This is a genomic window from Paenibacillus athensensis (genome assembly GCF_004514475.2).
Taxonomy (GTDB): domain Bacteria; phylum Bacillota; class Bacilli; order Paenibacillales; family NBRC-103111; genus Paenibacillus_AL; species Paenibacillus_AL athensensis.
The window spans coordinates 580,988-607,148 of sequence record NZ_MYFO02000001.1; the positions used below are offsets into that span (position 1 = coordinate 580,988).

Below are 26,161 nucleotides of genomic sequence, written 5' to 3' on the forward strand. Positions count from 1 at the left end.
CACATGAAATAGGAAAAGTGGCTGCAAGAGCCACTTTTCAACAATAACGCTATTATTTTGCGTATTCGACTGCTCTCGTTTCGCGAATGACCGTAACCTTGATATGACCGGGATAATCGAGTTCGCCTTCGATTTTCTTGGTAATATCGCGGGCCAAGCGGAACGCTTCCGTGTCGTCGACCTTTTCGGGCTGTACCATGACCCGAACCTCGCGTCCTGCTTGAATCGCATAGGACTTTTCGACACCGTCGAACGATTCGGAAATCTCTTCGAGCTTCTCCAGACGCTTGATGTACGTTTCCAGCGTCTCTCTGCGCGCTCCCGGACGTGCTGCGGATAAAGCATCCGCTGCGCCGACGAGCATCGCAATGACCGAGGTCGCTTCGACATCGCCGTGGTGTGAGGCGATACTGTTGATGACCACCGGGTGCTCCTTGTATTTCTTGCCGATCTCCACGCCGATTTCGACGTGAGATCCCTCCACTTCATGATCCAGCGCTTTGCCGATATCATGCAGCAGCCCGGCACGTTTCGCCAAAGTTACGTCTTCGCCGAGCTCTCCTGCCATCAGACCGGCCAAGTAAGCTACTTCCATCGAATGCTTGAGTACGTTTTGTCCGTAGCTTGTTCTGAATTTGAGTCGTCCCAGAATTTTAATCAAATCCGGATGCAGACCGTGTACGCCTACTTCAAACGTAGCCTGCTCCCCGTATTCGCGAATTCGTTCGTCGACTTCCTTGCGCGATTTCTCGACCATTTCCTCAATGCGCGCAGGGTGAATGCGTCCGTCCGCAACCAGTTTCTCCAAAGAGGTACGGGCGATTTCGCGGCGAATCGGATCAAAGCCCGACAGAATAACCGCTTCCGGCGTATCGTCAATGATGAGGTCGATCCCCGTCAATGTCTCCAGAGCGCGGATGTTCCGTCCTTCGCGTCCGATAATCCGGCCTTTCATTTCTTCGTTAGGCAGCGTAACGACCGAAACTGTCGTTTCCGCTACGTGATCGGCCGCGCAGCGCTGAATGGCAAGCGTGATGATTTCTCTCGCCTTTTTGTCGCCTTCTTCTTTGGCCTGCTGCTCAATTTCCTTGATCAACTGAGCGGTTTCATGACGAACTTCCTGTTCGACATTGGTCAAAATGATCGTTTTCGCTTCGTCCATGGTCATGCCGGAAATACGCTCCAGCTCCGACACCTGGCTTTTATAAAGCTGATCGATTTGATTTTGTGTATCTTCGATGCGCTTCTCCTTGTTGGCCACTTGCTCTTCTTTGCGCTCAAGAGATTCTAATTTTTTATCCAGCGATTCCTCTTTTTGCAACAATCGTCGTTCTTGTCGTTGAGTTTCATTGCGACGTTCACGAATGTCTTTTTCAGCTTCGGACCTCAGCTTATGCACTTCGTCCTTTGCTTCCAGAACCGTTTCTTTCTTCAGGGCTTCTGCTTCTTTCCTGGCAGCCTCGACAATTTGCTCAGCCGCCTGCTCCGCACTGGAAATTTTCGCTTCTGCAAGAGATTTGCGGATAAAATAACCAATCCCTAAGCCTAGAACGCCAACAACGAGAATGATCGCGATCCAGATGATAGGATTCATCCTTTCACCTCCTCGTCATTTCCTCCAAGGTGTTAGCTTGGGATTTGTTCGGTTTTTTAATCCGATTTTCATTGTTTGGGCAGGTGTTGCATCCCGCAGACCGCCGCCTGCGGCTCAAAATAAATGAAAGCGCACAACGCAATAAATTGTGCGGCACAGTTCATAAATCGACAGCGTACAAATTGGCGTTTTCTACAACTGTCTCCATAACCGCCGAATGCGGCAATCATGGTATTTATGAAAATATACATTATTTATTTTAGCTTTTGTCAAAGAAGCTTGTCAAGGGAGTGGGTATTTGTTGCATGGGTTTGCATGGCAAATAATTGGAAAACAAAGGATGCATCGCGCATTATTAACCCCATTAATCAATTATTATTAATGTCGTTAATAATCTTCGAACATGACTTCGTCTTCCTCGCCTCCGGCCTCATCCGTGTCCGTTTTCACGGCGATCTGAGCCAACGCCTTGCTGACGATATTGCCCGTATAGCCGCGGCGCATCAGGAACGCTGCTGTTTTGCGCTTGCGGTCCATAAAGCTTCCGCCTGTTTGCCGCCATTTCGTTTCAGCTATTTTGAGCGCTCCGGCAAGCTCCTCTTCGGGATCGACGGCGCCCAGCGCTTCTTGCACCAGCTCTTTGGCGACGCCCTTCTGCCGCAGCTCCTCCTTCACGAGATTCCGCCCTTTGCGCTGGCTGTAAATACGCTGTTCGGTCACCTGGCGGGCAAACGCTTCATCATCGAGATAATGCTCCGCCTGCAGCCTGCTACATGCCCAGTCAATCAGCTCCGCTTCGTACCCGCGTTCCTTGAGCTTGCGCTCCAGCTCCTTGCGCGCATGCGGACGACGTCCGATCAGCCTCAGCGCCCGCATATACACCTCATGACGCTCTTCATCGCCCAACACCTCTGCCGTGCGTTTGGGATCGATATATTCGCCCTTGAGCAAGCGATGCTTGACCATGATGTCCTCGTGGACCGAAAAAGCAAACGCCTCATCGATAAAAATATTAAAACGCCGCTTGCTGCGCTTCTGCGTCTCGACGCTTGTAATCAGCCCGACAGCGGAGGTCTCCGGTTCGTTCAATCTTCACAGCTCCTTCTGTACAAACGAAAGCACCTTCCACAAAGGAAAAGGTGCTGGCGCTTTTTGTTCAATTATTCAAAAGCCACTGCGGCTTCGTCTTCTTCCTCGTCGTCGGTGTTTGGTCCGACCACCTTGAGCAAGTTGCTCGACTCGCGAACCTTACGCTCGATCGTCTCGGCAATTTCCTTGTTTTCTTTGAGGAACTGCTTGGCATTCTCACGACCTTGACCGAGGCGCTCGTTGTTGAAGGAATACCAGGCGCCGCTTTTATTGATAATGTCCATCTCGGTGGCAATATCGACAATGCTGCCTTCGCGGGAAATGCCTTCGCCGTACATGATGTCGATGTCCGCTTGCTTGAACGGTGGAGCGACCTTGTTCTTGACGACTTTGATCTTGGTCCGGTTGCCGACCATATCATTGCCTTGCTTGATCGTTTCCACACGACGTACCTCCAAACGAACGGAGGAGTAAAATTTCAGCGCGCGTCCGCCCGGCGTTGTCTCAGGGTTACCGAACATTACGCCGACCTTCTCGCGCAGCTGGTTGATGAAAATCGCGATCACCTTCGACTTGTTGATCGCGCCGGACAGCTTGCGCAGCGCTTGCGACATCAAGCGGGCCTGCAAGCCGACGTGGGAATCGCCCATCTCGCCTTCGATCTCTGCTTTAGGCACAAGCGCCGCAACAGAGTCAATGACGATAATGTCTACTGCGCCGCTGCGCACGAGTGCTTCGGCGATTTCGAGCGCCTGCTCGCCGGTATCCGGCTGCGACAGCAGCAGCTCGTCGATGTTGATGCCCAGCTTGCTCGCGTACAGCGGATCGAGCGCATGCTCGGCGTCGATAAACGCTGCTTGTCCGCCAACCCGCTGCACTTCAGCGATCGCATGCAGCGCCACGGTCGTTTTACCGGACGATTCCGGACCGTATACTTCAACAATTCTTCCGCGGGGGAACCCGCCGACGCCGAGGGCAATATCCAAAGCCAAGGAGCCGCTCGAAATCGTTTCAACCTGCATATGTGTAGATTCTCCAAGCTTCATGATGGAGCCTTTTCCGAATTGTTTTTCAATCTGGCGTAACGCCATTTCCAATGCCGCGCGACGATCTGTCAAAAAACTCACTTCCTTTTATCATTTATAGTACTATGATAACTTGTTTTCACAGCTTTGCCAAGCCTTTTTTCGAACATACATTCGTTTTTTCTCCGGCAAACAAAAAACCGTAACAAAGTTATCGCTTTGCTACGGTTCTTCCGTTAACCTCTCTATTATAGTTTATTTCTCCGTCTCTTTCAACATCTCCCACAGCCGATAGAACGCCTGCCTGGCTGCGCGCAGCTTGATCGTTTCCCGATTGCCGGACAGCTGCAGCCGGAATGTTTGCGTCGATCCGCCCTTGCGTGCCAGGCCGACGTAAACGAGCCCCACGGGCTTGCCCTCCGACGATGCCGGACCGGCCACGCCGGTGATCGAAACAGCCGCATCGCTGCCCGTCAGCCGCAATACGCCTTGCGCCAGCAGTTCGGCGCATTCCGCGCTGACTGCGCCCGGGGCGTCCGCTCCCTCAAGCGTCTCCAGCGGCACGCCGAGCACCTGATGCTTGACCGCGTTCGTATAACAGACCACTCCGCCGGCATACGCCGCCGAGCTGCCGGGAATCGCCGTAAGCATGTCGCTCAGCAGCCCGCCCGTACAGCTTTCAGCAGCCGCCAGCTTCCACCCGCGCTCGGTCAACAGACGGACGATGATCGCTTCCAGCGGCACATCTTCCACCGCATACAAAAAAGCGCCCACCCGCCTGCGAATCTCCGCTTCCGTAGCCGCAAGCTTGCGCTCGCCCTCATCGGCCGTATGCGCCCGCGTCGTCAAGCGAATCGTCACTTCGCCTTCCTTGGCGTACGGCGCAATCGTCGGATCGCTTTGCCCGTCGATCAGATCGATCAGCTCGTGCTCCAGCGACGATTCGCCGATGCCGGCAAACTTGAGCATTTTCGAATACAGCGGCACCTCACCGGACATCAGCGAACGCAGCCAAGGCACGGCCCCGTCAATGAACATCGGCTTCATCTCGCGCGGCGGTCCCGGCAGCAAAATGAAATGCGTGCCTTCGTAGGTCACGGCGACGCCGACGGCCAGCCCGGTCGTGTTGGCCAGCGGCTCGCTGCCCTCGGGCATCAGCGCCTGCCGGACGTTGCTTTCGACCATCGGGATGCCCCGCGAGCTGAACAGCTCGCTAATCTTCGTCATGGACGGCTCATGAAGCACGAGCGGGCGACCGATATAGCCGGCCAGCACATCCTTGGTCAAATCGTCCTGCGTCGGTCCCAGACCGCCCGTACAGATGACCAGATCGGCACGGGACGCCGCCAGCTTGAGCGCGCCGAGCAGCCGCTCCCCGTTGTCGCCGACAACGGTCTGATAATACATGTCGATGCCCAGCGCAGCGCATTCGCGCGACAGAAACTGCGCGTTCGTATTTACAATTTGTCCGAGCAGCAGCTCGGTGCCTACGGCAATAATTTCCGCTTTCATGGTTTCAGTGGCCCCCCGAATGCTTATTGGCGAAAAAGAAAAAACACGAGGTCGCCCTACTGTGTTTTTTCCGAGAAATCTATAACATGCTTGTTCTTTACAAAATATTCAATCCCCGAATACACGGTAATGATCGCGGCCAGCCAGCTGGCAATCAGATCAAACGGAATATCGACAAACGTAAACGGAAAATTATTGATCAGCAAAGCGATAATAGCGGTAATCTGAGCGGCTGTTTTGGCTTTGCCCCATTTGCTGGCGGCCATAACCGCGCCTTCCAGCAACGCGATTTGGCGCAATCCCGTCACGGCCCACTCGCGGCTGATAATCACGATCACAATCCAGGCATCCAGCTTATCCATTTCCACCAGTGACACCAGCACCGCCGTTACAAGCAGCTTGTCGGCCAGCGGGTCAAGCAGCTTGCCCAGATTCGTCACCAGCTTGCGTTTGCGGGCGATATATCCGTCCAGACTGTCCGTGCTGGCCGCGATAATGAAAATCAGCGCAGCAATGATCTGATTGTAGGTAATGCTGAATTCCTCGATCCGGATATGCGGAAAAGGAACCTTGATCAACAGGAAAAACATAATGATCGGGACCAGGAAGATCCTCGCCAGCGTAATCCGATTGGCCAGGTTCATGCAATGACCTCCCCGGAAAAGTCGAACTCAAACGAGTGCGTAATCCGCACGCGCGCCAGTTCCCCGATATTCAGGCGGGCGTTAGCGACAAATACTTCGCCGTCGATCTCGGGAGCGTCGTATTGCGAGCGCCCGACGTAGACGTCGCTGCGGCCGTCATAACGTTCGATCAGCACGTCAATTTCCTGCCCGATGCGATTGCCGCCGCGCAGATTCGATATGCCGCGTTGAATTTCCATCAGCGTATTGGCCCGGAATTCCTTCACGTCGTCCGGAACCTGATCCGGCAAACGGGACGCCGGCGTGTCTTCCTCCTGCGAATAGGCGAAGACGCCGAGACGGTCAAATTGCATGTCCTGCACGAATTGCTTCAAATTCTCGAAATCCTCGTCGGTTTCTCCCGGAAAGCCAACAATCAGCGACGTGCGCAAAGCGACCTGCGGAATGCGCTCGCGGATTTTGCGGACGAGCTCACGCGTATCCTTTTGCCGACCCGGACGGCGCATAAGCTTCAGGATGCGGTCCTCGCTGTGCTGCAAGGGCATATCGATATATTTGCAAACCTTGGGATTGCTAGCTATCGCTTCGATCAGTTCATCGGTAAAAAAGCCCGGATACGCATAATGCAGGCGCACCCACTCGATGCCCGGCACTTCGCTCACCTTGTGCAGCAGCGTCGGCAGCATAAAGCCGTCGTACAGATCGGTGCCGTAATTCGTGGAATCCTGCGCGATCAGGCTGATCTCCTTCACGCCTTGATTCGCCAGCTGGGTCACCTCGGAAATGACCGATTCCATGCTTCGGCTGCGGAACTTGCCGCGCATGATCGGAATGCTGCAGAACGTACAGGCGTTGTCGCAGCCCTCGGCGATTTTCACGTAAGCCGTATAGCGCGGGGTCGTTACCTGGCGCGGCAGGTCTGCATCGTAGTTAAACACCGGATTGCCGACAAGCACCGGCTTTTTGCCGCGCAGCGCCTCGTCGACGATCTGATTGATTTTGTCAAAATCGCCCGTGCCGACGATGCCGTCAATCTCCGGCATTTCCTCCATCAGCTCTTTCTTGTAGCGCTGCGTCAGACAGCCCGAAACAATCAGCGCTTTCAAATTTGCCGTTTGCTTCAATTCAGCCATATCGAGAATCGTATTGACCGATTCTTCCTTGGCCGCGTCGATAAAGCCGCACGTATTTACAATGATCACAGTTGCGTCTTCTTTATGGTCAACCAGCTGAAATCCGCGACCGTGGATCAGACCCGCCATAATTTCCGAATCGACCAGGTTCTTTTCACAGCCGAGCGTGACGACCTTCACTTTTTCCGTCATTTACACAAACCCCCAATAATCCTCTAAACCATTCCATACAAGTATAATACAAGGCCTATAGGGTGTCAAAACAACAAAATCCCCCGATTTCGGGGGACCTGACAGCCAAAAACAGGCATTTTCAGCTTAGCGCATATTGACAAATTGCAGATCGAGCGGGATATCGCTTTTGCGAAGCAAGGCAATAATCGCTTGCAGGTCGTCGCGGCTTTTGCCGGTCACGCGAATCTGGTCGCCCTGAATCTGGCTTTTGACCTTGAGCTTGGAATCACGGATCAGAATGTTGATTTTTTTCGCGTTGTCCTGATCAATGCCCACCTTCAGTCCGATCTTTTGCCGCACCGTTGACGAAGCTGCCGGCTCCACCTTGCTGTGGTCGAGATTTTTGATCGAAATGCCGCGCTTGGTCATCTTGCTGTACAAAATGTCGAGCACGTTCTGCAGCTTGAACTCATCGTCGGACACAACGACAAGCTGCTCCTTTTCCAGACTGATGCTGCTCTTGCTGCCTTTAAAATCAAAGCGGGTTTCGATCTCTTTGACCGCCTGCTGGATGGCATTGTTCATTTCCTGCATATCCACCTTGGATACGATATCAAACGAGCTTTCCGAACTCATGGGACGATTCCCCTTTCCATAAATTACACTAGCATTATAGCAGGTAGATGGGCAAAAAGAAACATCCCGGCCCTTCAGGAGCGCAGGATGCTTCATCGAATTCATTGCCCGGGAAAGCGCAGGATGCGCCAAAAAGCTAGCTTTTTTGCAGGTTCAGCCGCACCTTCTTCGGATTTGGCGTGTCGCCGACGGTGACCACAACGCCGTTGACGTTCAGCTCCACGGTGCTTGCTGCACCGATGTTCAGATAAGCCGAGCTGTCGAGCTCGAACGAATCGCTGTCGCCGTTTTTGTACAGCTTTTGCTTTTGCATAACCCGCTTGTTATCGGCCGTCAGCGCATCCACTTGAATCCAGCACTGGGCGCCGGTGATTTTCAGCTGGATATTCAGCTTGTCGCTGCCGGTTACGGCGTAGGTATCGACGTTTTTCTCGCTGCTGACGAATTGCACGGAAACCGCTGGCGTCGGCGTCGGAGACGGGGTTGGCGTAGCTGTCGGCGCGGTGCTGGGCAGCGTCTCACCCTGATTCGTCCCGCTCGCGGTCGAACTGCCGGTGACGCCCGGCGACGAATCCGTACGGTCGGTAATGCGCGGAGATTGCGTCTGGGCCGGATTATCCTCAGCCGGCGTCCCCTTGTAATTCTGATAGGCAAAATAATAAACAACGCCAAGGATCAGCACGACAAACGCAATCATCATCGAGCCCGACGCCCAGCGGCTCATCTTGTCCGTATGGCGGGAGCTCGCCCGCTTCTTGCGGATCGTTTCGACTGCCGGCTGCTCCGTCGTCGGGGAGGGATTCGTCGTCTCGTACATCTTCAGCACTTCCGTAGGGTCCAGTCCCACGGCTTCTGCGTAGCTTTTTATAAATGCGCGAACGTAAAAGCTGCCCGGCAGCACCTTGTAGTTGCCTTCTTCAATCGCTTCCAGATAGCGCTTGCGAATTTTCGTAGATTCCTGCAGGTCATCCAGCGATATTTTGGCGTCCATTCGCGCCTTGCGCAGGATTTGGCCTAGATCGGACACGGTTGTCACCTCCCAAAGGTTTTATTATGTTGACGTCTTGCAGGCTAAAATGGTTCCATGTTATTCGTGAACGCATCGTAATTGATTTCTTCGTCCGGACTGTTCCGCAGCTCGATAATATAGTCAAAGTCGTTGTAGGTATAGTCGGATTCACGGATAAAAATGTCCGGATGCTCGATCACCTTCGTTGACGGCATGGCCATAATCTCCTGCAGCAAGCTGTAGTGCTTTTCGTTCGAGCGAATCGTGGATACGATGCCGTCGATAATAAAGACGTTATTCGGCGTAAATTCGTCCTCGGACAGCTGGCTGCGCACCGTTTGCCGCAGCAGCGTTGACGATACGAACGTCCAGCGCTTGTTGGAGCATACGCTGCCGGCGATGATCGATTCCGTTTTGCCGACGCGCGGCATGCCTCTGAGCCCTACGACCTGATTGCCCTCGCGCTTGAAGATTTCGCCGAGAAAATCAACCAGCAATCCCAGCTCGTCGCGCGTGAAGCGGAACGTTTTGCGATCGTCGGAATCGCGTTCGATGTAACGGCCGTGCCGCACGGCTAATATATCGACCAGCTTGGGCGGACGCAGCGCTGTAATAGTAATATTATCTACTTTTCGCAGCATTTTACCCATCAGATCGATTTTTTCTTCGTCGTTGGTCTGCAGCAGCATGCCGCGGGTCCTGTCCTCGACGCCGTTGATCGTCACAATATTAATATCGAGCATCCCCATCAAGGAAGCAATGTCACCCAAAAGTCCGGGACGGTTTTTATGAATTTTGTATTCCATGTACCATTCTTTGACGTCCACTCGTTCCACCTCATTGATTTGGTCGGTAAATCCAAACATTTACTACACAACATTTCTACAATATTCGGCAAATTCCTCCTGCGATGACGATAAAGAGCAATATTTTTCCCGCTTTGGCTCCAAATCAAGGAGACTGGAAGGTCAATTGCTTCAATTCCTTCGCCGAATAGGCCGCTTCTCCGCCGTGCCACGTATGCTGCAGCATCGCATCGAGCCTTTCGGCCAGTACTTCCTTCCAGTTCAGCTCAGCTGAAAGCGCCCCGGACAGATCCATGACTGAAGCGCCGAGCGTACGCGCTTTGCTTACGGTTGCTGCATCGACCGGCGCGTAGAAAACGATCCAGGCCGAGCCATGCTGATTTTTTTGAAAAGCAATCTGATTCAGCCATTCGGGATTATTGTCGAGCAGCACGACATGATCGGCTTCCTCGGACGGCGCCCATTGCGAAGGAATCGGGTACGCGGCTGTAGTTACCCATTCCACGGATAGGTGCTGCGCGAGCAGATTGAGCACCCAATCGCTTTTGAGGCGGTCAATCTGCTGGGGATCAATGCGCAAGACTTCCGTTTTATCCGTCGCGGCTGGCAACGATCCGCTTCCCGTCAGCTTGTCTTGCAGCAGCGTCCACTTCCGCTTCGCCGTGTCGCTCTCGGCGCTTTGCGCCGCAGCAGGCAAAAGATCATTGCCGATAACGTATATGTAATCATAAGTTCGGGTATGCAGTTTATTTTCCAGCGTCTGATCCCACGCAGTCACATTCGGCAGCCATTCAAACGCAATTTGATGCTCCTTGCGCCAATCTTGCAAAGCGGCTGCGATTTCCTGTCCGGCCGTGTCGCTGAGCCCTACTGGGGTCACCACCAGCACCGACAGCTTGGCGTCAAGCTGGGCCTGGGTAATGGCCGGAACGCCGCGCGTCCCGCAGCCGGCTGCACAGAGAACTACGCTGATAAGAGCAAAAGCAATTCGCACGATACGCATGATCGGTCCTTTCTCGGTAAGCAGGCAAAAGCCCCCCGTGAAGGAGGCTTCGCCCAATTTGCTATACAAATTGTAGTTCGGTTATCAGGCTTTGTCCACTAATTTTACCATCAGACGCGCCAATGTCTTTTTCTCTTCATCGTTGCCTGCGTCCCAGAGCTCTTTCAGCACGCGTTCCTGCACGTTCTCCGGGTCGACCTTGTCGGACAGAAATTCACCGATCTGGAAAGCAAGCTTGCTGATCGTCTCTTCGCTCATGCCTGCCCGCTCCGCTTGGCTGACGCGCTCGGCGAGAAACTCTTTCCATTTGTCGAATACCTTGAGTACTGTAGCCATTGCAGTAAGCCTCCTTTGAATTTCGAGAAGTGTTTATTACGGTTGTAATATTAGCTTCTTGATCAAGAAATATGCTGCAGCGCCACCGACAAACAGTTGGTAAATGCGGAAGAGACCGGCTTACCTTTTAATTAACTACGTTAACCATCCGCCGTTCGGACTGATGATCTGTCCGGTAATGTATCCGGATTCGGGCAAAGCGAGAAAGTAAACGAGCGAAGCGATCTCATCGGGCAGCGCAAAGCGGCCGACGGGAATTTCATTTTTCAGCTCGGCTTTTTCCGATTCCGCGAAACCGGCCATCATCTCCGTATCGACCGCTCCAGGCGCTACAGCGTTCACCGTCACGCCGGAAGGAGCCAGCTCCTTGGCCAGCGCCTTCGTAAAAGCGTTGATGCCGCCCTTCGCCGTCGAATAGATCACCTCGCAGGAAGCGCCGGATATGCCCCATATGGACGAAACATTAATAATGCGCCCGTATTTCTGACGAACCATCTCTTCCATGAACACCTGCGTACATAAAAAGGAACCTTTCAGGTTGACCGCCATCACCTGATCCCACTCGGTTTCGGTCACGTCGGCGAGCAGGCCGTAGTGCGCAATGCCAGCATTATTGACGACGATATCGGGAACCATTCCGCGCTGCTCCAGCTTTTCTTTCATTCGCACGATCTGCTCTCGCGAACGGATGTCGGCCGAAATGGTCAACACCTTGGCGCCGTGCCGCATACAGGCCCGGGCTACCTGATTCGCAGCTTCATGCGACTGGCGATAATGAATGACCACGTTCATGCCTACCGAAGCAAAGCGCTCGGCAATCGCCGCGCCGATCCCGCGGCTCGCTCCGGTGATCAGCACCGTCTGTTCCGTAAACGGCTTTCCGGGACTCATGCCTGCTCAGGACTCCTTACGACCGAAACCGCCAAGCGGCTCCAGTCAAAATGCTCGCGGAAGCGCGCGTTGACATCGTCCAGCGTGATGCTTTCATAAACGGCCAATATATCAAATAAATCAATTCCCTTGAACCGATATTTCGTGAACTCGTTGGCGATCGATTCCGGAGAATTGAGCATGCGCAGAAAACCGCCGATTTTCTTCTTGCGGCTCCGCTCGAACGTTGCGGCTTCCAGTCCGCCCGGCTTGAGCGCTTCCACTTTCTCCCGCACGCTGGCCACCAGCCGTTCCGGGTCCGGCGTGTCGCCGCCCAGCATCGAATACGCATAGTCAACGCTGCAATTGTATTCATGACCGAAATTATCGGAGATCAGCTGCTCGTCATACAGCTCCTGATAGAGCGCCGAGCTTGCGCTGAACAAAATATCCAGCACCAGCTTCGTCGTCAGCTCGCGCTTGAGCAGCAGTCGGCCTTCTGCTTCCGGAGGCTGCTCCTTGAAGCCGAACAGGCATTTGGGCAGTGAAACCGGCAAATGGGTCAGCCGTAACTCCTCGTTGACGGTTTCCGGCTCGGCCGGAAAGAAACGCTCGATGCGGCCCTGCGCGCTGAACGTTTTCGCCGCCTGATTGTCGCGCACCGCCTGCATCACCTGCTCGGGCTCGACGCCGCCCACCACGAACAAGCTCATATTGCTGGGATGATAAAACGTCCGGTAACATGCATATAACGTTTCCTTTGTAATCAAAGCAATCGAATCCACCGTGCCGGCAATATCAATATGCACCGGATGCGCTGCATACAGCGCCTCGATCAGACCAAAATAACACCGCCAGTCGGCATTGTCCTGATACATCTGGATTTCTTCGCCGATGATGCCTTTTTCTTTTTCCACGTTCTCGTCGGTAAAATGCGGATTTTGCACAAAATTAATTAATGTCATTAAATTTTCAACGATATGCTCGGTCGAGGAAAACAAATAAGCCGTGCGGTCAAAGCTGGTAAAAGCATTCGCCGATGCGCCGTGCGAAGCAAAACGCGAGAACACGTCCCCGTCCGGCTCTTCAAACATCTTGTGCTCCAGAAAATGCGCGATGCCGTCCGGAACCTTGAGTTCTTCCCCGCCCTCTACCCGGAAATGATTATCGATCGAGCCGTATTGGGTCGAAAACGTGGCATAGGTCTTCTGGAAGCCTTCCTTGGGCAATATGTAAACGTCCAGTCCGTTAGGCAGCCGTTCGTGATATAACGTTTCGTTCAACTGTGAGTAAGGAATGGCATTCATGGCTTACTCTCCCTTCTTGTCACGCAAAAAATAAATCGTATCGAGCTTCACGCTGCCCGCTGCATCGGCAATCGCCGCTGCATCCACCGCCGCTACCGCTTCGATCAGCTCGGGCACCGTGCGCGTCTTGCCGGATAAAATCGCGTTAAAGTCAAAGGCAATCAGCTCAAAGGCCGAATCCTGCATTTCGCGCAGTTGATTGGAGATCATAGCTTTGGTCTGGCTCAGCTCCGTTTGGCTGATCTCGCCTTGCGCCAGCGCCGCCAGCTGCTCGCGGATGATGGCTACGGCCTTTTCGTAATGCTCGATCTGAATGCCCGATTGAATGCTGACGATCCCTTTATGTCCGTCGTAACGCGAGGAAGCATAGTAGGCAAGGCTGGCTTTCTCCCGCACATTGGTAAACAGCTTGGAATGCGGATAGCCGCCGAGCACGCCGTTGTACATCAACGCCGCCGGATAGCGGTCATCACCGTAAGTAATCGATGTGCGCAGCCCCATATTCAGCTTCCCTTGCTTGACGTCAAGCCGATCAATGACCGTTTGCGTCTCGGGACGCGCCGGCTTCGCCGCTGTGACGGCATAGCCGATCTCCTGCGAGCGTGACTCCAGCGAAAACGACTGCTCGACAATCGCCTGCACCTCGGCCAGCGTCGTACGCCCTACGACGTAGACATCGATCGGAGCTGTTCGCAGCCACTCCTCGTAGCGGGCGTACAGCGTTTCCGGCGTCATGTCGGCCAAATCCTTGATTTCGCCCAGCGCGTGCAAGCGATACGGCTCGTCGCGGCACATTTCCTCCATACAGCGCTCGGCCGCATAGCGGATCTTGTCGTTGATCACCGCTTCGATCCGCTTTTGCAGCGTCAATTTCTCGGCATCGACATATTTGCTTCGGAACACGCCCTCTTCCTTGGCCGGGCGGGTCAACGTCTCGCCGACGAACTCCAGCCCTTGCTTCAACAGCGATTCACCCGCAGCGACGAAGCGGTCATTAATGATGTCCATGCGCAGCTGCACAATCTGGTAATCGCCGCGCTTGTAAATGTCAAAGCCGAAGCCCGCGCCGTACAAATCGTCGAGCTTCTCGCGGAACATTCGCGTCTCGGGGTACAGCTGCGTCCCCCTGCGCAGCACAAACGGCGTCAGTGCCGTCGATGTCACGGTCTCTTCGGACAAAGGCCGGCCGATATAAACGGAAATGGCAAACGTTTTGAATTGATCGGTCGGCAGCACGTGCAGCCGGATGCGGTTCCATGTGCTCCGCTCGAATTGTATGTGCTTCAAAGGATCTGTTCTCCCTTCCTGCTTTCAAGATATGTTTCCATTATATTCTTATACAAACAGGAGAAGCAACCGAACCGGCTCCTTCTCCTGACAGGCTTATTTATTTGCAAAAAATGTGCTTGCCGATCGTTTTCACCTGCGGGCGGCTCCAAATCCATTTCGACGTGGCCGTTGCCGGATTAAAATAATAAATACAGCCTCCCGTCGGGTCCCAGCCGTTCACGGCATCGTTGACCGCCTTCGCCGCGGATTCATTCGGCGTCAGCCAAATTTGTCCGTCGGCCACGGCCGTAAACGCCCCCGGCTGAAAAATCACGCCCGACACCGTGTTCGGGAAGCTTGCCGATTTGACCCGGTTCAAGATGACTGCCGCTACAGCCACTTGTCCGATATAAGGCTCACCGCGCGATTCGCCGTATACTGCGTTGGCCATCAGCTTGAGATCCTGCGCGGACAAGCCCAGATTGTTCGCCGGCGCGAGCTCGGACGACGATTGCTGCGAGCCGCCGCTGCTGGCTCCGCCACCGGAGCTGCCACCGCTTGTGCCCGATGTGCCGGAAGGCGCCCAGTTTTTCGTGGCCTCCCACAGCTTCAGCTTTGTTTTCGGACCGACTACGCCGTCAACAGTCATCCCGAATTCACCTTGAAACCGTTTGACCGCCGTCAACGTCCGGTAGCCAAAATCGCCGTCGATATTGCCCCCGTAGAAGCCGATAAACTTCAACCGGCCCTGCAGCTCATACACATCGCCGCCTTCAGCGCCGTAATGAATGGCCGTCGATCCAAAGGTTTGCTCGGTTTTGCCGTCATAGCGATTTTTCAACTGAAAAGCTGCAAAGAGCACAAAAACGATGCAAAACGTAATCACAATAAGTCGTTTATTCATTCCCCTTCTCAACCTTTCTTTGCGAGTAACTACATTTATTGTTTAGTATGAGAAAGGGCGACGGCGATTATGCAAAAGAAAAACACTCCCGGTATCGGGAGTGCGGGATGTTCGATCAGCGTAAGCGCTGCGGCTTAGAAGTCCGGTGAAAAAGTGGCCGGAAAGCCGATAGGGAGTTGGAACAGCGTCAGCGGTCGCCTTCGTAGACGGATTTTCACCCCAAACGGGGTCCTTCCATCGAGAAATCCGGCTACAACAGCGAGTGGAAATCGCTATCGACCGAGGACACTGGTTTTTCACCGGCCTTTTAGGAGCTGATGCGGTTGTGATGATACTGTTCGATCGACATGAGCACCTCACGCGGCTTGCTGCCCTCGTAAGGGCCTACAACGCCCTTGGCTTCCATCGAATCAATTAGTCGCGCTGCGCGGGTATAGCCGACGCGCATACGGCGCTGGAGCAGCGATACCGAAGCCTGCTTGGCCTCAAGCACGATTTGCACGGCCTGATCGTACAGCTCGTCCTCGAATTCCGGAGCCTGGTCTGACGCCTCTTCGATCTGCGGCACCATTTCCTCCTGATAATTGGCCTGCTCCTGCGTGCGGACAAACGTTACGACTGCTTCGACCTCCTGATCCGACAAAAAGGCGCCTTGCACGCGCACCGGCTTGGAAGCGCCTACCGGCAAATACAGCATATCGCCGCGTCCGAGCAGCTTTTCGGCCCCGACCATATCGAGAATCGTTCGCGAATCGACCTGAGAAGAAACGCCGAAGGCAATCCGCGACGGGATATTCGCCTTGATGACGCCGGTTATCACGTCCACGGACGGCCGCTGCGTGGCGATGATCAAATGAATGCCCGCCGCGCGCGCCATTTGCGCCAACCGGCAAATCGAGTCCTCCACGTCGTTGGCCGCGACCATCATCAAGTCGGCAAGCTCGTCGACAATCACGACATAATAAGGCAAAGGCGCGGCAGTGCCGGTTTCCGAGAGCATGGCGTTATAGCCTTCGATATTGCGCGTGCCGCTTTTGGAGAACAGCTCGTACCGTTTTTCCATCTCCACTACGATCTTCTTCAACGCCAGCGAAGCGCGGCGCGGATCGGTCACGACCGGCGCGAGCAAATGCGGAATGCCGTTATAAACGTTCAGCTCGACCATCTTAGGGTCAATCATCAAAAACTTCACTTCGTTCGGTTTGGCTTTGTACAAAATGCTCGTAATGATGCCGTTAATACAAACGGATTTGCCTGAGCCGGTAGCTCCAGCTACGAGCAAGTGCGGCATGCGCGCCAGATTGCCGACGATCGGCTGGCCGGAAATATCGCGGCCCAGCGTAATCGACAGGCGCGAAGCTGAATCTTGAAACGCCGGCGTTTCCATCACTTCGCGCATCGTAACGACCGATACCTCCAGATTCGGCACCTCAATGCCGATGGCCGATTTGCCCGGAATCGGCGCTTCCATCCGAATATCCTTGGCAGCCAGCGCCAGCGCGATATCGTCAGTCAGGCTGACGATCCGGCTGACCTTGACGCCGACGTCAGGCTGAATTTCGTAGCGCGTGACTGCAGGACCACGCACCACTTCCAGCACCTTGGCGCGCACTCCGAAGCTTTCCATGGTCGCTTCCAGCTTGCGGGCATTCGCTTTGTAATCCGACATTTCTCCGCCCTTACCCGCTGCCGGTCGGGCCAGCAATTCCAGCGACGGAATTTCGTAAGGCTGGGCGGCAACGGATTCGGTCGAAGCCTCATGAGCGAATTCCATCGCGCCAACCTCGTCAGACGCTGCTTCCGCAGGTTTGGCGGCCGGCATTGCAGCAGCAGGCTTCACCGCTTGTACAGCCGCAGGTGCGGGAGGCGCCATTTGCAGCTCCTGCTGCACCTGCTCCTGAAAGTCGCGGATGATCGGAATGACCGGCTGCTGGTCATCGCCAGTCTCGTCCGGCTGTTGCGCCGGCGCGGGTGCCGCAGCCGCTTGCGGCTGCCGCTTCGTTCGCACGGGAGCAGGCGCCTTATACACCACCTGCTCTTCGGCTTCCTCTTCATCCGGCTCGGGGCTCGGCGCTTCCGCCTGCCTTTCCGCCGCTTTGCCCTTGCGCGCCTCCTTGAGCGGCTGGAGCAGCTGCATGAACAGCGGCGACTTTTTGGCTTTCGGCACTGGCTCGAACGACTCTTCATCAAATTCGTCATCGTCCATCGGTACGAACGCTGGCTTCACCGGCTTGCCGGACGCCCGGTCCGGTTTGGCCGAAGTTGCTGCGCCCGCTCTGGCGTTGCGGTCCTGCAGCCAATCCTTCAAACGCGTCTTGAACCCTGCCCCGACGTTCTTGAAGCGGCCGCGCACCATATTGCCCGCATCTACATACGAAATCCCGGTGGCCAAAATAAATCCGATCGCAAACAACGCATATTGAATAAGCCGCGCGCCCAGATTATCAAAAAGAAAATACAGGCAGCTGTACAGCAGCGCGCCGATCATCCCCCCGCCAACGCCATGACGCAGCGTATCGGCGCCGGCTTCTGTCGGCTGCAGCCCGTCCATCATAGCCCTCCAGCTTGCCGAGAAAACCGTTCCTGCGCTGTAATCGCCGTCCGGATACAACTGGGCGAACAGATCGATGTGATTTTTGATCAGAAGCCCGAGCACAAACAACAGCAGCCCGGTTTTCTTGGCTGTTCTCAGTGGCGGCCACTCCCGCTTGATCATCGCGAACAAGGCCACATATATGAAAAACAATGGCACCACTATATCCCAGGTGCCGACAAAAAAGCGAAACAAATACATCAGCGACATCCCTACGCGGCCTTGCTGTGCCAACGCAATGATGCAAAAGATAAGGATCACAATACCGTATAGCTCGAAGAGCAGGCTCGTTTTGAGCGCCTTGCTTTTTTTCTTGCGTTTCGCCACGCTGTCACCCCCAAGTATGTATTATACCATAGTTTGGCAGGGGGAGGTACAAGCACTTCCGCAGCGCAGCCGGCAAGGCGCAACTACAACGCAGGTGAAAAGTCGATGATCGAGCCGGGCGCATACCGCCCGTCCAGATAATGCTGCGGATTGCCGCTCGTCAGGCGTACAATTCGCGCTTGGTAGCCGTTAAGCGGCTCCACCTGCATCGTGACGCCTCCATGCTCAATATCGATGTAGGACGGAGAAAAGCGCTCCATTCCGTCAAACACTGCCTCCAGCGGCACGACCGAATAATGGATCATTGCACATACCCTCCGTTCATCTGCTGCTTGCGCTCCTCGATTCTCCGGTTCAGCTCCTTGATTGCTTCGCCGACGCCCCCGACCTGATTGATCAAGCCGTGCTTGACGGCGTCGCTGCCGATGACCGTTGTCCCGATATCGCGGGTCAACTCGCCGGTCGTGAACATCAGCTCCTTGAACTTCTCCTCGCTCACCTGCGAATGGCGGGTCACAAAGCGCACAACCCGTTCCTGCATTTTATCCAGATATTCAAATGTTTGCGGTACGCCGATGACCAGACCGTTCAAACGAATCGGATGAATCGTCATGGTCGCCGTTTCGGCAATAATCGAGTGATTGGCCGATACAGCAATAGGAACCCCGATGCTGTGCCCTCCACCGAGCACCAGCGTGACGGTAGGCTTGGACAAGGTCGAAATCATTTCGGCAATAGCCAATCCCGCTTCCACATCGCCCCCAACTGTATTGAGGATAATCAGCACGCCTTCGATTTTCGGATTTTGCTCAGCCGCCACCAGCTGCGGAATAATATGCTCGTATTTGGTCGTTTTGTTTTGCGGCGGCAGCACCATGTGCCCCTCCACCTGTCCGATAATCGTTAAGCAAAATAAGTTCGATTCACCTGACGGTGTGTTCACTTGGCCCAACTGCTGGATATTATCCAACGTCGGATTCCGCTTCATTTCCTCTGTCCCCGGTTCCTGCTGCTTAGGTTGCTCTGGCGCTCCCATTGGCTTTCCTCCCTATTCATAATCTCCCATAGTATGAATAGTCGGCTTCCGTTTCATGCACCGAAGCGTTCACGGAAATCATCTGTGACGCCGCGGGCCTCCCCCCGCCCATTGAAAAAGGCCCTCCCCGTCGTCGGAGAGAGCCTTCTATTGCAAAGGTTCAAGTGACTAGTGCACGATTACACTTCCATGATGATCGGAAGAATCATCGGTCTTCTTCTGGTTTGCTCATATAAAAATCGTCCAAGCGCATCCTTGACATGTGTTTTCAAGGAGGCCCATTCGTTGACATTTTCATTCATTAATCTCGTTAACGTATTCGTTACAATGCGATTGGCTTCCTCCAGCAATCCTTCGGATTCTCTGACATATACGAAACCGCGCGAAATGATATCCGGACCGGACAGAATCGCTCCGTCCTGCTTGCTGAGCGTCACCACGACAACAAGAATGCCGTCTTGCGACAACAGCTTGCGGTCACGCAACACGATGTTGCCGACATCGCCGACGCCAAGACCGTCGATCAGGATGTTGCCGCCCTGAACCTTCGAGCCTTTGCGGGCTACGCCGCTTTGAACCTCAACCGTATCGCCGATATCGAGGATAAAAATATCCTCTTTTGCAATACCGACCGATTCAGCCAGCAACCCGTGCTGACGAAGCATCCGGTACTCCCCGTGAATCGGGATAAAATACTTCGGCTTCATGATGTTCAACATCAGCTTCAGCTCTTCCTGACTGCCGTGACCGGAGACGTGTACCCCAGTAATCGAACCCGGACCGTAAATCACATTGGCGCCGATGCGGAACAGCTCGTCGACTGTACGGCCGACATAACGCTCGTTGCCCGGAATCGGAGTCGCTGCGATAATCACGGTATCTCCCGGAAGGATGTCCACTTTGCGGTGCGTCGAACGCGCCATGCGTGTCAGCGCGGACATCGGCTCGCCTTGACTGCCGGTCGACAAAATGACGACGCGGTCGGCAGCCAGCTTGTTCACTTCCTCCGGTTCAATCAGCATGCCGTCAGGAATGTGCAAATAGCCAAGCTCGCTGGCGATGCTGACGACGTTGACCATACTGCGGCCAATGACCGTTACCTTACGGCGGGTAACTTCTGCGGCATCGAACACCTGCTGAATACGGTGAATGTTCGAAGCGAACGTGGCGATAACGACGCGCTGCTTCGCTTTACGAAACACTTCCTCGATCTGGACGCCTACGCTGCGCTCCGAGCCGGTGTAGCCCGGACGTTCGGCATTCGTGCTGTCCGACAAAAGCGCCAGAACGCCCTTTTTGCCGATTTCAGCCATCCGATGCAGATCGGCGTATTGGTCGTTGACCGGCGTCTGATCAAACTTGAAGTCGCCCGTATGCACAACAGTGCCTTCCGGCGTCTCCAGCGCCACCCCGACCGAATCCGGAATACTGTGGTTCGTCTTGAAGAACGAAGCCGTAATCGTACCCAGATTCAGCACGGAATCCGCATTGATCAGAATCCGTTTCGTTTCGCCCAGCAGGTTGGCTTCCTTCAGCTTCGTTTCCACAAGGCCAAGCGTCAGCTTCGTGCCGTACACCGGAACATTCAGATGCTTGAGCACATACGGCAAGCCGCCGATGTGGTCCTCATGACCGTGAGTCAGCAGGATTCCGCGGACTTTGTCGCGATTCTCCGTCAGGTAGCCGATATCGGGAATCACGATATCAATGCCCAGCATGTCCTCTTCAGGAAATTTTAAACCGCTATCAATTACGACGATATCGTTGGCGTATTGCACCACATACATATTTTTACCGATTTCGCCCACGCCGCCAAGGGCAAAAATCAACAGTTTGTCTTGATTTTTCTTAGACAAGCTTATTCCTCCTTCGATAGTTTGACGACGAATTTTTAAATGATGAAACCGAACCAGTCACTTGCCACCATTATACATGATGAAAAACAGCAAACACAAGTCGACTACCATGAGCGCTAGTGTCCCCAAAAAAAGAAAACCGATGCCGGAGGCACCGATCCTTTAGGCGTTATCATTCAAAAAGAGATTGGATGAATTGTCCTTCTTGCTCGGATACCGGAACTAGCGGCAGTCTTACGCCTCCCGTATGAACGCCTTTCAGAGCCAAGGCATGCTTGATCGGCGCAGGGCTTGGTACACGGAAAATGCCGGTAAATACCGGGTGCAGCTTACGATGCAGTTCTCCCGCTTGCTGTATGTTACCTTCTAGGTAATACTTTATCATAGATTGCATCTCTTTTCCAATCACATGGCTCGCCACGCTGACAATGCCGTGACAGCCGATCGCCAGCGCTGCCAGTGTATGGCTGTCTTCGCCGCTGTACACGACAAAACCCTCGGGAGCGCCATTGAGAATGCGCGTCAGCTGATCAATGCCGGCGCAGTCCTTTGTCGCCACGATATTGGGCAGTGCCGCCAAGCGAAGCGTCGTATCGGCATCGAGATTGACGCCGGTGCGGCCAGGTACGTTATACAGCATAATCGGCAGGCTGACCGCTTCAGCAACCGCTTTATAGTGCTGATACAGCCCTTCCTGTGACGGACGGTTATAATAAGGGGTTACGACCAGCAAAGCGTCGACGCCCAGTTTCTCCACCTTTTGCGAAAAATGAATCGTATGCGCTGTGTCGTTGCTGCCTGTGCCTGCAATAATTTTGCAGCGACCGCGGGCGTAACGTACGGCGGCTTCGATGAGCTGCAGCTTCTCCTCTTCGGTCAACGTCGGCGATTCTCCCGTCGTGCCGCAAATCACGAGGCTATCCGTTTGCTGCTCCTCGATCAAATATTGGATCAGTGGCTCCACTTGGCTCCAATTGACTTGCAGCCGCTCGTCAAACGGGGTCACCATCGCTGTGACTACTCTTCCGAAATCCACCGTAACACGCCTCCTACATGTACTAAATTTTACTTGTGCAAGTGAAATCGCTGATGCAGCGCTCTGACCGCACCGATCATGTCCTTGCCGTGGACAAGCACCCAAATGGTCGTATTGGAATCGGCCGATTGCAAAATCGCGATGTCTTCTTCCGTGAGCGCTTCGACAATGTGCGCCATGATGCCGGGCACCCCGTTCATCCCACCGCCGATGATTGATACTTTGGCGCAGCCGCTTAACGTCCGGGGCTCATAGCCCTGTTCCTTGAGCAGCTTCACCGCTTTATCGGCTTCGTGGTCAAATACGGTATACGTAACGCCGGACGGATTCACATTAATAAAATCAACGCTGATTTGATGCAGCGCCATCGTTTTGAACACCTTGAGCTGCAGGTCAAAATGCCCTTCGGTGGCGGCGACATAAATTTGCGTAATATTCGTAAATTGGGCAATGCCTGTAACGTGCCGATCCTTTACCGTGCTGGCATCGGCGCCAGCTCCTTCCGCAGCGACGAGCGTCCCCTTGCTTTTGGAAAAGGTGGAGCGCACGCGAATCGGAATGTTCGCTTGCATCGCGACCTCGACGGCGCGTGGATGAATCACTTTGGCGCCGTTGTGCGCCATATTGCAAATTTCGCCGAAGCTGACACACGCTAAAGGACGAGCGTCTTCGACAATCCGCGGATCGGCGGTCAGAATGCCGTCAACATCGGTAAAAATATCGACCGCTTCTGCCTGCAGCGCTGCGCCTAGCGCCGTCGCGGACGTATCGCTGCCCCCACGTCCGAGCGTGGTCAGCTCCTGCTTGCTTGTAACTCCCTGGAAGCCTGTGACGATAACCACTTGACCGCGTTCCAGCAGCTCCAGAATACGACTTGGCTGGATCGACAAAATTTGCGCGTTGCCAAACGTTTCGTTCGTCTGGACGCCCGCCTGTCCGCCGGTCAATACGGTCGATGAAATGCCCTCCGACGCGAGCAGGCTGCATAGCTGAACTGCGGAAATCATCTCTCCGCAGCCCAGCAGCAAATCCCGCTCCCGCGCCGGAAGCCGGTCTTCACTGTCCTTGACGAGCTCCAGCAGCGTATCCGTTGCGTAAGGCTCGCCTTTTCTTCCCATCGCTGAAACGACAACTACCAATTGATATGCTTCCGCTAGCGCGTCTTTGATATGATCGATGACGTGACCTCTGGCTTGAACGGTGGAAAGCGAAGTACCCCCAAATTTCTGCACGAGAATTCGCATGAGTGCTTCCCCCATATTCACGCCCCGCCGCTTGCCTAAGCGGCAGCGCCATTATTGTTCTATAGCAATATATTCGGCAATTTGCACGGCATTCCACGCTGCGCCCTTGAGCAGATTATCCGAAACGATCCACATGTTCAATGCGCGAGGGTTGCCCAAATCGCGGCGAACGCGGCCGACGAACGTCTCCAGCTTGCCGGCGGCGTCGGTAGCCAGCGGATATTGCTGCTCCTGCGGATTGTCGCATAGCACAATACCGGGCGCGTCGGCGAGCAGCTGTTTGACTTCTTCCAGATCGAAGTCGCTTTTCAGCTCGACGTAAACGGATTCGGAGTGGCCGTAGACGACCGGGATACGCACGCAAGTAGCCGTAACGTCGATCGAATCGTCGCCCATAATTTTTTTCGTTTCGAGAATCATTTTCATTTCTTCGTTGGTAAAGCCGTTCTCATGAAACTTGTCGATTTGCGGAATCGCGTTGAAGGCGATCTGATGCTTCACCGGCAGCGAGCCGACCGGCAAAATATCAGGATTCGCTTCGCGGCCTTCCAGCACTTCCTTCGACTGTCTGAGCATTTCCTGAATCGCTTTCGCTCCCGCGCCGGATACGGCCTGGTAGGTGGATACGATGATGCGCGAAATGCCAAAGCGATCATACAGCGGCTTCAACGCAGCGACCATTTGAATCGTCGAGCAGTTCGGATTGGCGATAATGCCCTTGTGTTCGTTGATTTTGTCGACGTTGACTTCCGGCACGACCAGCGGCGTTTCCGGATCCATGCGGTAAGCGCTCGTGTTGTCGATGCAAATGGTGCCTGCTTGGACCGCATGCGGAGCCAGCGCCTTGGATACGTCTCCTCCGGCGCTGAACAACGCGATATCGATGCCCTCAAAGCTGGACGGCGTCGCTTCCTCCACCGTCAGCTCGCGGCCCTTAAACAAAATCTTGCTTCCGGCCGAACGGGCCGAGGAAAGCAGCTTCAATTCCTTCAGGGGGAAATTCCGCTCATCCAGTAAACGAATAATTTGTTCTCCTACGGCGCCGGTAGCGCCGACAACTGCGACGTTAAATAGTTTTTGGTTCGACATAGCTCTGTCCTCTCCCCTGTTATGATGTGCGTAAAGCTATTAATATTGAAATCTCTCAATAATCATCGGCTGCAGCTGCCGGCCTTCCAGAGCAGCTTCGCAGGTTTCCTTGATCAAGTCCATGCGGGCGACCAGGGAATTGGGCTTCGCTCCCGGCGCGTCTTGACCAAAGGGCACGAAATAAATATTTTTGGTGATCAGCAGCTTGGCGATGTTCGTTGCGTTCAGTCCCAAGCCGTCATTGGTGGAAATGGCCAGCACAAGGGGGCGCTGGTTGCGCATTTGCGCTTTAGCCGCCATCAGCACCGGGCTTTCCGTCAATGCGTTGGCCAGCTTGCTCGTCGTATTGCCCGTGCATGGCGCAATGACCATCACATCCAGCAGCTTCGACGGGCCGAGCGGTTCCGCATCTACAATAGTAGAAATAATATCATTGCCGGTTATATCGCGTAACTGCTTCTGCCAATCCGCCGATTTGCCGAAGCGAGTATCGGTTGTGAGGATCGAATTCGAAACGATCGGGACGACGTTTGCTCCCCCGTCTACGAATCTCTGAATTTGCGGCATAACTTCTTCCAACGTACAATGAGAGCCGGTTAACGCGTAACCGACTGTTTTCCCCTGCCAATTCATTCCACATCGCTCCTGTCTTTGAAGTCTTCCTCAATAAGCTGGCTCAGGACGTTCGCCATGATACGGCCAGCTGTTTTCGGTGCGACAATGCCAGGCAAACCGGGCGCGAGCATCGCTTTGACGCCCCGCTTCTCCGCAAAACGGAAGTCCGTTCCGCCGGGTTTGGAGGCCAAATCGATGATCACCGCGCGATGTGGGATATTGGTAATAACTTGCGCTGTGACTATCATAGTCGGAATTGTGTTAAAAAGCAAGTCAATATTGCCCACTTCCGGGTACAAATCTCTCGTATAAAACGGTTGAAAACCCATTTCCCAAGCGCGGGCAAAATGCTCCGGTTTGCGCACGCCGACCTTGACGGTCGAGCCCAATCCCTGCAAGGTTTTAGCCATCGTGAAGCCAGTGCGGCCAAAGCCAAGCACCATGCTCACCGACCCGTGAATCGTAATGTCCGTGTTTTGAATCGCCATCATCAAAGCGCCTTCGGCAGTCGGAATCGAGTTGTAGATAGCCACGTCGTCGCGGTCAAACAGTTCGACCAGCTCAATCTGATGAGCTGCGCACAGGCGTTTCAGGTAGCTTTTGGCCATTCCTGTGTACACCTTGGCATGTTTGGGAAGCGCGGCCACATGCTCGTCGCCGAGCACCATTTCCTCTGTGGAAAAAATCGAATCGATCTGTCCGCTATCGTCGGTACCTACGGCCGGCAGCACCAGCGCATCCATCCCACTGAGCAGCTCGGGCTTCAGCTTCGCTTGCGTCACCCCGCTGAACGGTCTTCCCAAATTATCGAAGCCGATCAAGGTAACGGTCGCATCCAACTCGGTAAATTTCTGAATCACTTCGAGCTGCCGGGCGTCGCCGCCTATAAAAGCAACCGAAATTCCAGTAAGCATTCCTTCTTGCACCCCTTTCTCGGTTCGTATCGATACGTTATAGTATGCTTGCGCCTAAAAATGGGTGACGACCGCACAGCGGCAACCCGCAAACCGACCGCAGGTGCAATTTCGGAACAGCTGATGTGAAAAAGGGAACG

The 26,161-nt window shown here is 54.3% G+C and carries 24 protein-coding genes; all 24 read right to left on the reverse strand.

The annotated features are described in order from the left end of the window. Nucleotides 1–52: 52 nt before the first annotated feature. The 24 genes from rny to dpsA all read right to left on the reverse strand — a co-directional run bounded on the left by rny (nucleotide 53) and on the right by dpsA (nucleotide 26,021). A complete protein-coding gene (rny, locus tag B5M42_RS02655) occupies nucleotides 53–1,594 on the reverse strand; it encodes a ribonuclease Y (protein ID WP_134748566.1) in 1,542 nt (513 codons plus the stop codon). A gap of 387 nt (nucleotides 1,595–1,981) precedes the next feature. Further along, the gene (locus B5M42_RS02660) at nucleotides 1,982–2,683 is read right to left on the reverse strand and encodes a regulatory protein RecX (protein WP_134748565.1); all 702 of its coding nucleotides are present in this window, start codon (nucleotides 2,681–2,683) and stop codon (nucleotides 1,982–1,984) included. A gap of 71 nt (nucleotides 2,684–2,754) precedes the next feature. Further along, nucleotides 2,755–3,801: a recombinase RecA gene (gene recA / locus B5M42_RS02665; protein WP_134748563.1), complete on the reverse strand. Its 1,047-nt coding sequence runs from the start codon at nucleotides 3,799–3,801 to the stop codon at nucleotides 2,755–2,757. A 162-nt stretch (nucleotides 3,802–3,963) separates the two neighbouring features. Continuing rightward, nucleotides 3,964–5,220, reverse strand: coding sequence for a competence/damage-inducible protein A (locus B5M42_RS02670; RefSeq protein ID WP_134748561.1), 1,257 nt, complete (start codon nucleotides 5,218–5,220; stop codon nucleotides 3,964–3,966). Nucleotides 5,221–5,276: 56 nt separating this feature from the next. Then, nucleotides 5,277–5,864 carry a CDP-diacylglycerol--glycerol-3-phosphate 3-phosphatidyltransferase gene (gene pgsA, locus B5M42_RS02675; protein ID WP_134748559.1) on the reverse strand — a complete coding sequence of 196 codons (588 nt, stop codon included), beginning with the start codon at nucleotides 5,862–5,864 and terminating at the stop codon, nucleotides 5,277–5,279. Next, nucleotides 5,861–7,189, reverse strand: coding sequence for a 30S ribosomal protein S12 methylthiotransferase RimO (rimO, locus tag B5M42_RS02680; RefSeq protein ID WP_134748557.1), 1,329 nt, complete (start codon nucleotides 7,187–7,189; stop codon nucleotides 5,861–5,863). Before rimO ends, pgsA begins: the two co-directional genes overlap by 4 nt. Before the next feature lie 126 nt (nucleotides 7,190–7,315). Next, complete coding sequence (locus B5M42_RS02685; protein ID WP_134748555.1) at nucleotides 7,316–7,807, reverse strand: YajQ family cyclic di-GMP-binding protein; 492 nt, start codon at nucleotides 7,805–7,807, stop codon at nucleotides 7,316–7,318. 136 nt (nucleotides 7,808–7,943) lie between these two features. Next, nucleotides 7,944–8,834: a helix-turn-helix domain-containing protein gene (locus tag B5M42_RS02690; protein WP_134748553.1), complete on the reverse strand. Its 891-nt coding sequence runs from the start codon at nucleotides 8,832–8,834 to the stop codon at nucleotides 7,944–7,946. 44 nt (nucleotides 8,835–8,878) lie between these two features. Continuing rightward, nucleotides 8,879–9,622, reverse strand: coding sequence for a DUF3388 domain-containing protein (locus B5M42_RS02695; RefSeq protein WP_268999060.1), 744 nt, complete (start codon nucleotides 9,620–9,622; stop codon nucleotides 8,879–8,881). A 145-nt stretch (nucleotides 9,623–9,767) separates the two neighbouring features. Further along, the gene (locus tag B5M42_RS02700) at nucleotides 9,768–10,625 is read right to left on the reverse strand and encodes a hypothetical protein (RefSeq protein WP_134748549.1); all 858 of its coding nucleotides are present in this window, start codon (nucleotides 10,623–10,625) and stop codon (nucleotides 9,768–9,770) included. Between the two features lie 84 nt (nucleotides 10,626–10,709). Beyond that, nucleotides 10,710–10,961 carry a DUF3243 domain-containing protein gene (locus B5M42_RS02705; protein WP_134748547.1) on the reverse strand — a complete coding sequence of 84 codons (252 nt, stop codon included), beginning with the start codon at nucleotides 10,959–10,961 and terminating at the stop codon, nucleotides 10,710–10,712. A gap of 135 nt (nucleotides 10,962–11,096) precedes the next feature. Next, nucleotides 11,097–11,852 carry an elongation factor P 5-aminopentanone reductase gene (ymfI, locus tag B5M42_RS02710; protein WP_134748544.1) on the reverse strand — a complete coding sequence of 252 codons (756 nt, stop codon included), beginning with the start codon at nucleotides 11,850–11,852 and terminating at the stop codon, nucleotides 11,097–11,099. Then, nucleotides 11,849–13,138, reverse strand: a complete 1,290-nt coding sequence (gene yfmH / locus B5M42_RS02715) for an EF-P 5-aminopentanol modification-associated protein YfmH (protein ID WP_134748542.1) — start codon at nucleotides 13,136–13,138, stop codon at nucleotides 11,849–11,851. Before yfmH ends, ymfI begins: the two co-directional genes overlap by 4 nt. 3 nt (nucleotides 13,139–13,141) lie before the next feature. Further along, on the reverse strand, nucleotides 13,142–14,425 hold the full coding sequence (gene yfmF / locus B5M42_RS02720) for an EF-P 5-aminopentanol modification-associated protein YfmF (RefSeq protein WP_134748540.1): 1,284 nt from the start codon (nucleotides 14,423–14,425) through the stop codon (nucleotides 13,142–13,144). Nucleotides 14,426–14,525: 100 nt separating this feature from the next. Beyond that, complete coding sequence (gene sleB / locus B5M42_RS02725; protein WP_134748538.1) at nucleotides 14,526–15,311, reverse strand: spore cortex-lytic enzyme; 786 nt, start codon at nucleotides 15,309–15,311, stop codon at nucleotides 14,526–14,528. Nucleotides 15,312–15,618: 307 nt separating this feature from the next. Next, complete coding sequence (locus B5M42_RS02730; protein ID WP_134748536.1) at nucleotides 15,619–18,231, reverse strand: FtsK/SpoIIIE family DNA translocase; 2,613 nt, start codon at nucleotides 18,229–18,231, stop codon at nucleotides 15,619–15,621. An 83-nt stretch (nucleotides 18,232–18,314) separates the two neighbouring features. After that, complete coding sequence (locus B5M42_RS02735; protein WP_134748534.1) at nucleotides 18,315–18,536, reverse strand: YlzJ-like family protein; 222 nt, start codon at nucleotides 18,534–18,536, stop codon at nucleotides 18,315–18,317. Continuing rightward, nucleotides 18,533–19,219, reverse strand: a complete 687-nt coding sequence (locus tag B5M42_RS02740) for a ClpP family protease (RefSeq protein WP_230632644.1) — start codon at nucleotides 19,217–19,219, stop codon at nucleotides 18,533–18,535. Before B5M42_RS02740 ends, B5M42_RS02735 begins: the two co-directional genes overlap by 4 nt. Before the next feature lie 227 nt (nucleotides 19,220–19,446). Beyond that, on the reverse strand, nucleotides 19,447–21,123 hold the full coding sequence (locus B5M42_RS02745) for a ribonuclease J (RefSeq protein WP_134748530.1): 1,677 nt from the start codon (nucleotides 21,121–21,123) through the stop codon (nucleotides 19,447–19,449). 172 nt (nucleotides 21,124–21,295) lie between these two features. Beyond that, nucleotides 21,296–22,159 (reverse strand): 4-hydroxy-tetrahydrodipicolinate synthase, encoded by an 864-nt coding sequence (dapA, locus tag B5M42_RS02750; protein ID WP_134748528.1) that lies wholly within the window; start codon nucleotides 22,157–22,159, stop codon nucleotides 21,296–21,298. Between the two features lie 29 nt (nucleotides 22,160–22,188). Continuing rightward, nucleotides 22,189–23,403, reverse strand: coding sequence for an aspartate kinase (gene dapG, locus B5M42_RS02755; RefSeq protein ID WP_134748526.1), 1,215 nt, complete (start codon nucleotides 23,401–23,403; stop codon nucleotides 22,189–22,191). A 51-nt stretch (nucleotides 23,404–23,454) separates the two neighbouring features. Next, complete coding sequence (locus tag B5M42_RS02760; RefSeq protein ID WP_134748524.1) at nucleotides 23,455–24,492, reverse strand: aspartate-semialdehyde dehydrogenase; 1,038 nt, start codon at nucleotides 24,490–24,492, stop codon at nucleotides 23,455–23,457. A 39-nt stretch (nucleotides 24,493–24,531) separates the two neighbouring features. After that, complete coding sequence (locus tag B5M42_RS02765) at nucleotides 24,532–25,125, reverse strand: dipicolinate synthase subunit B (RefSeq protein ID WP_134748522.1); 594 nt, start codon at nucleotides 25,123–25,125, stop codon at nucleotides 24,532–24,534. Next, complete coding sequence (gene dpsA / locus B5M42_RS02770; protein WP_134748520.1) at nucleotides 25,122–26,021, reverse strand: dipicolinate synthase subunit DpsA; 900 nt, start codon at nucleotides 26,019–26,021, stop codon at nucleotides 25,122–25,124. Before dpsA ends, B5M42_RS02765 begins: the two co-directional genes overlap by 4 nt. Nucleotides 26,022–26,161 lie beyond the last annotated feature (140 nt).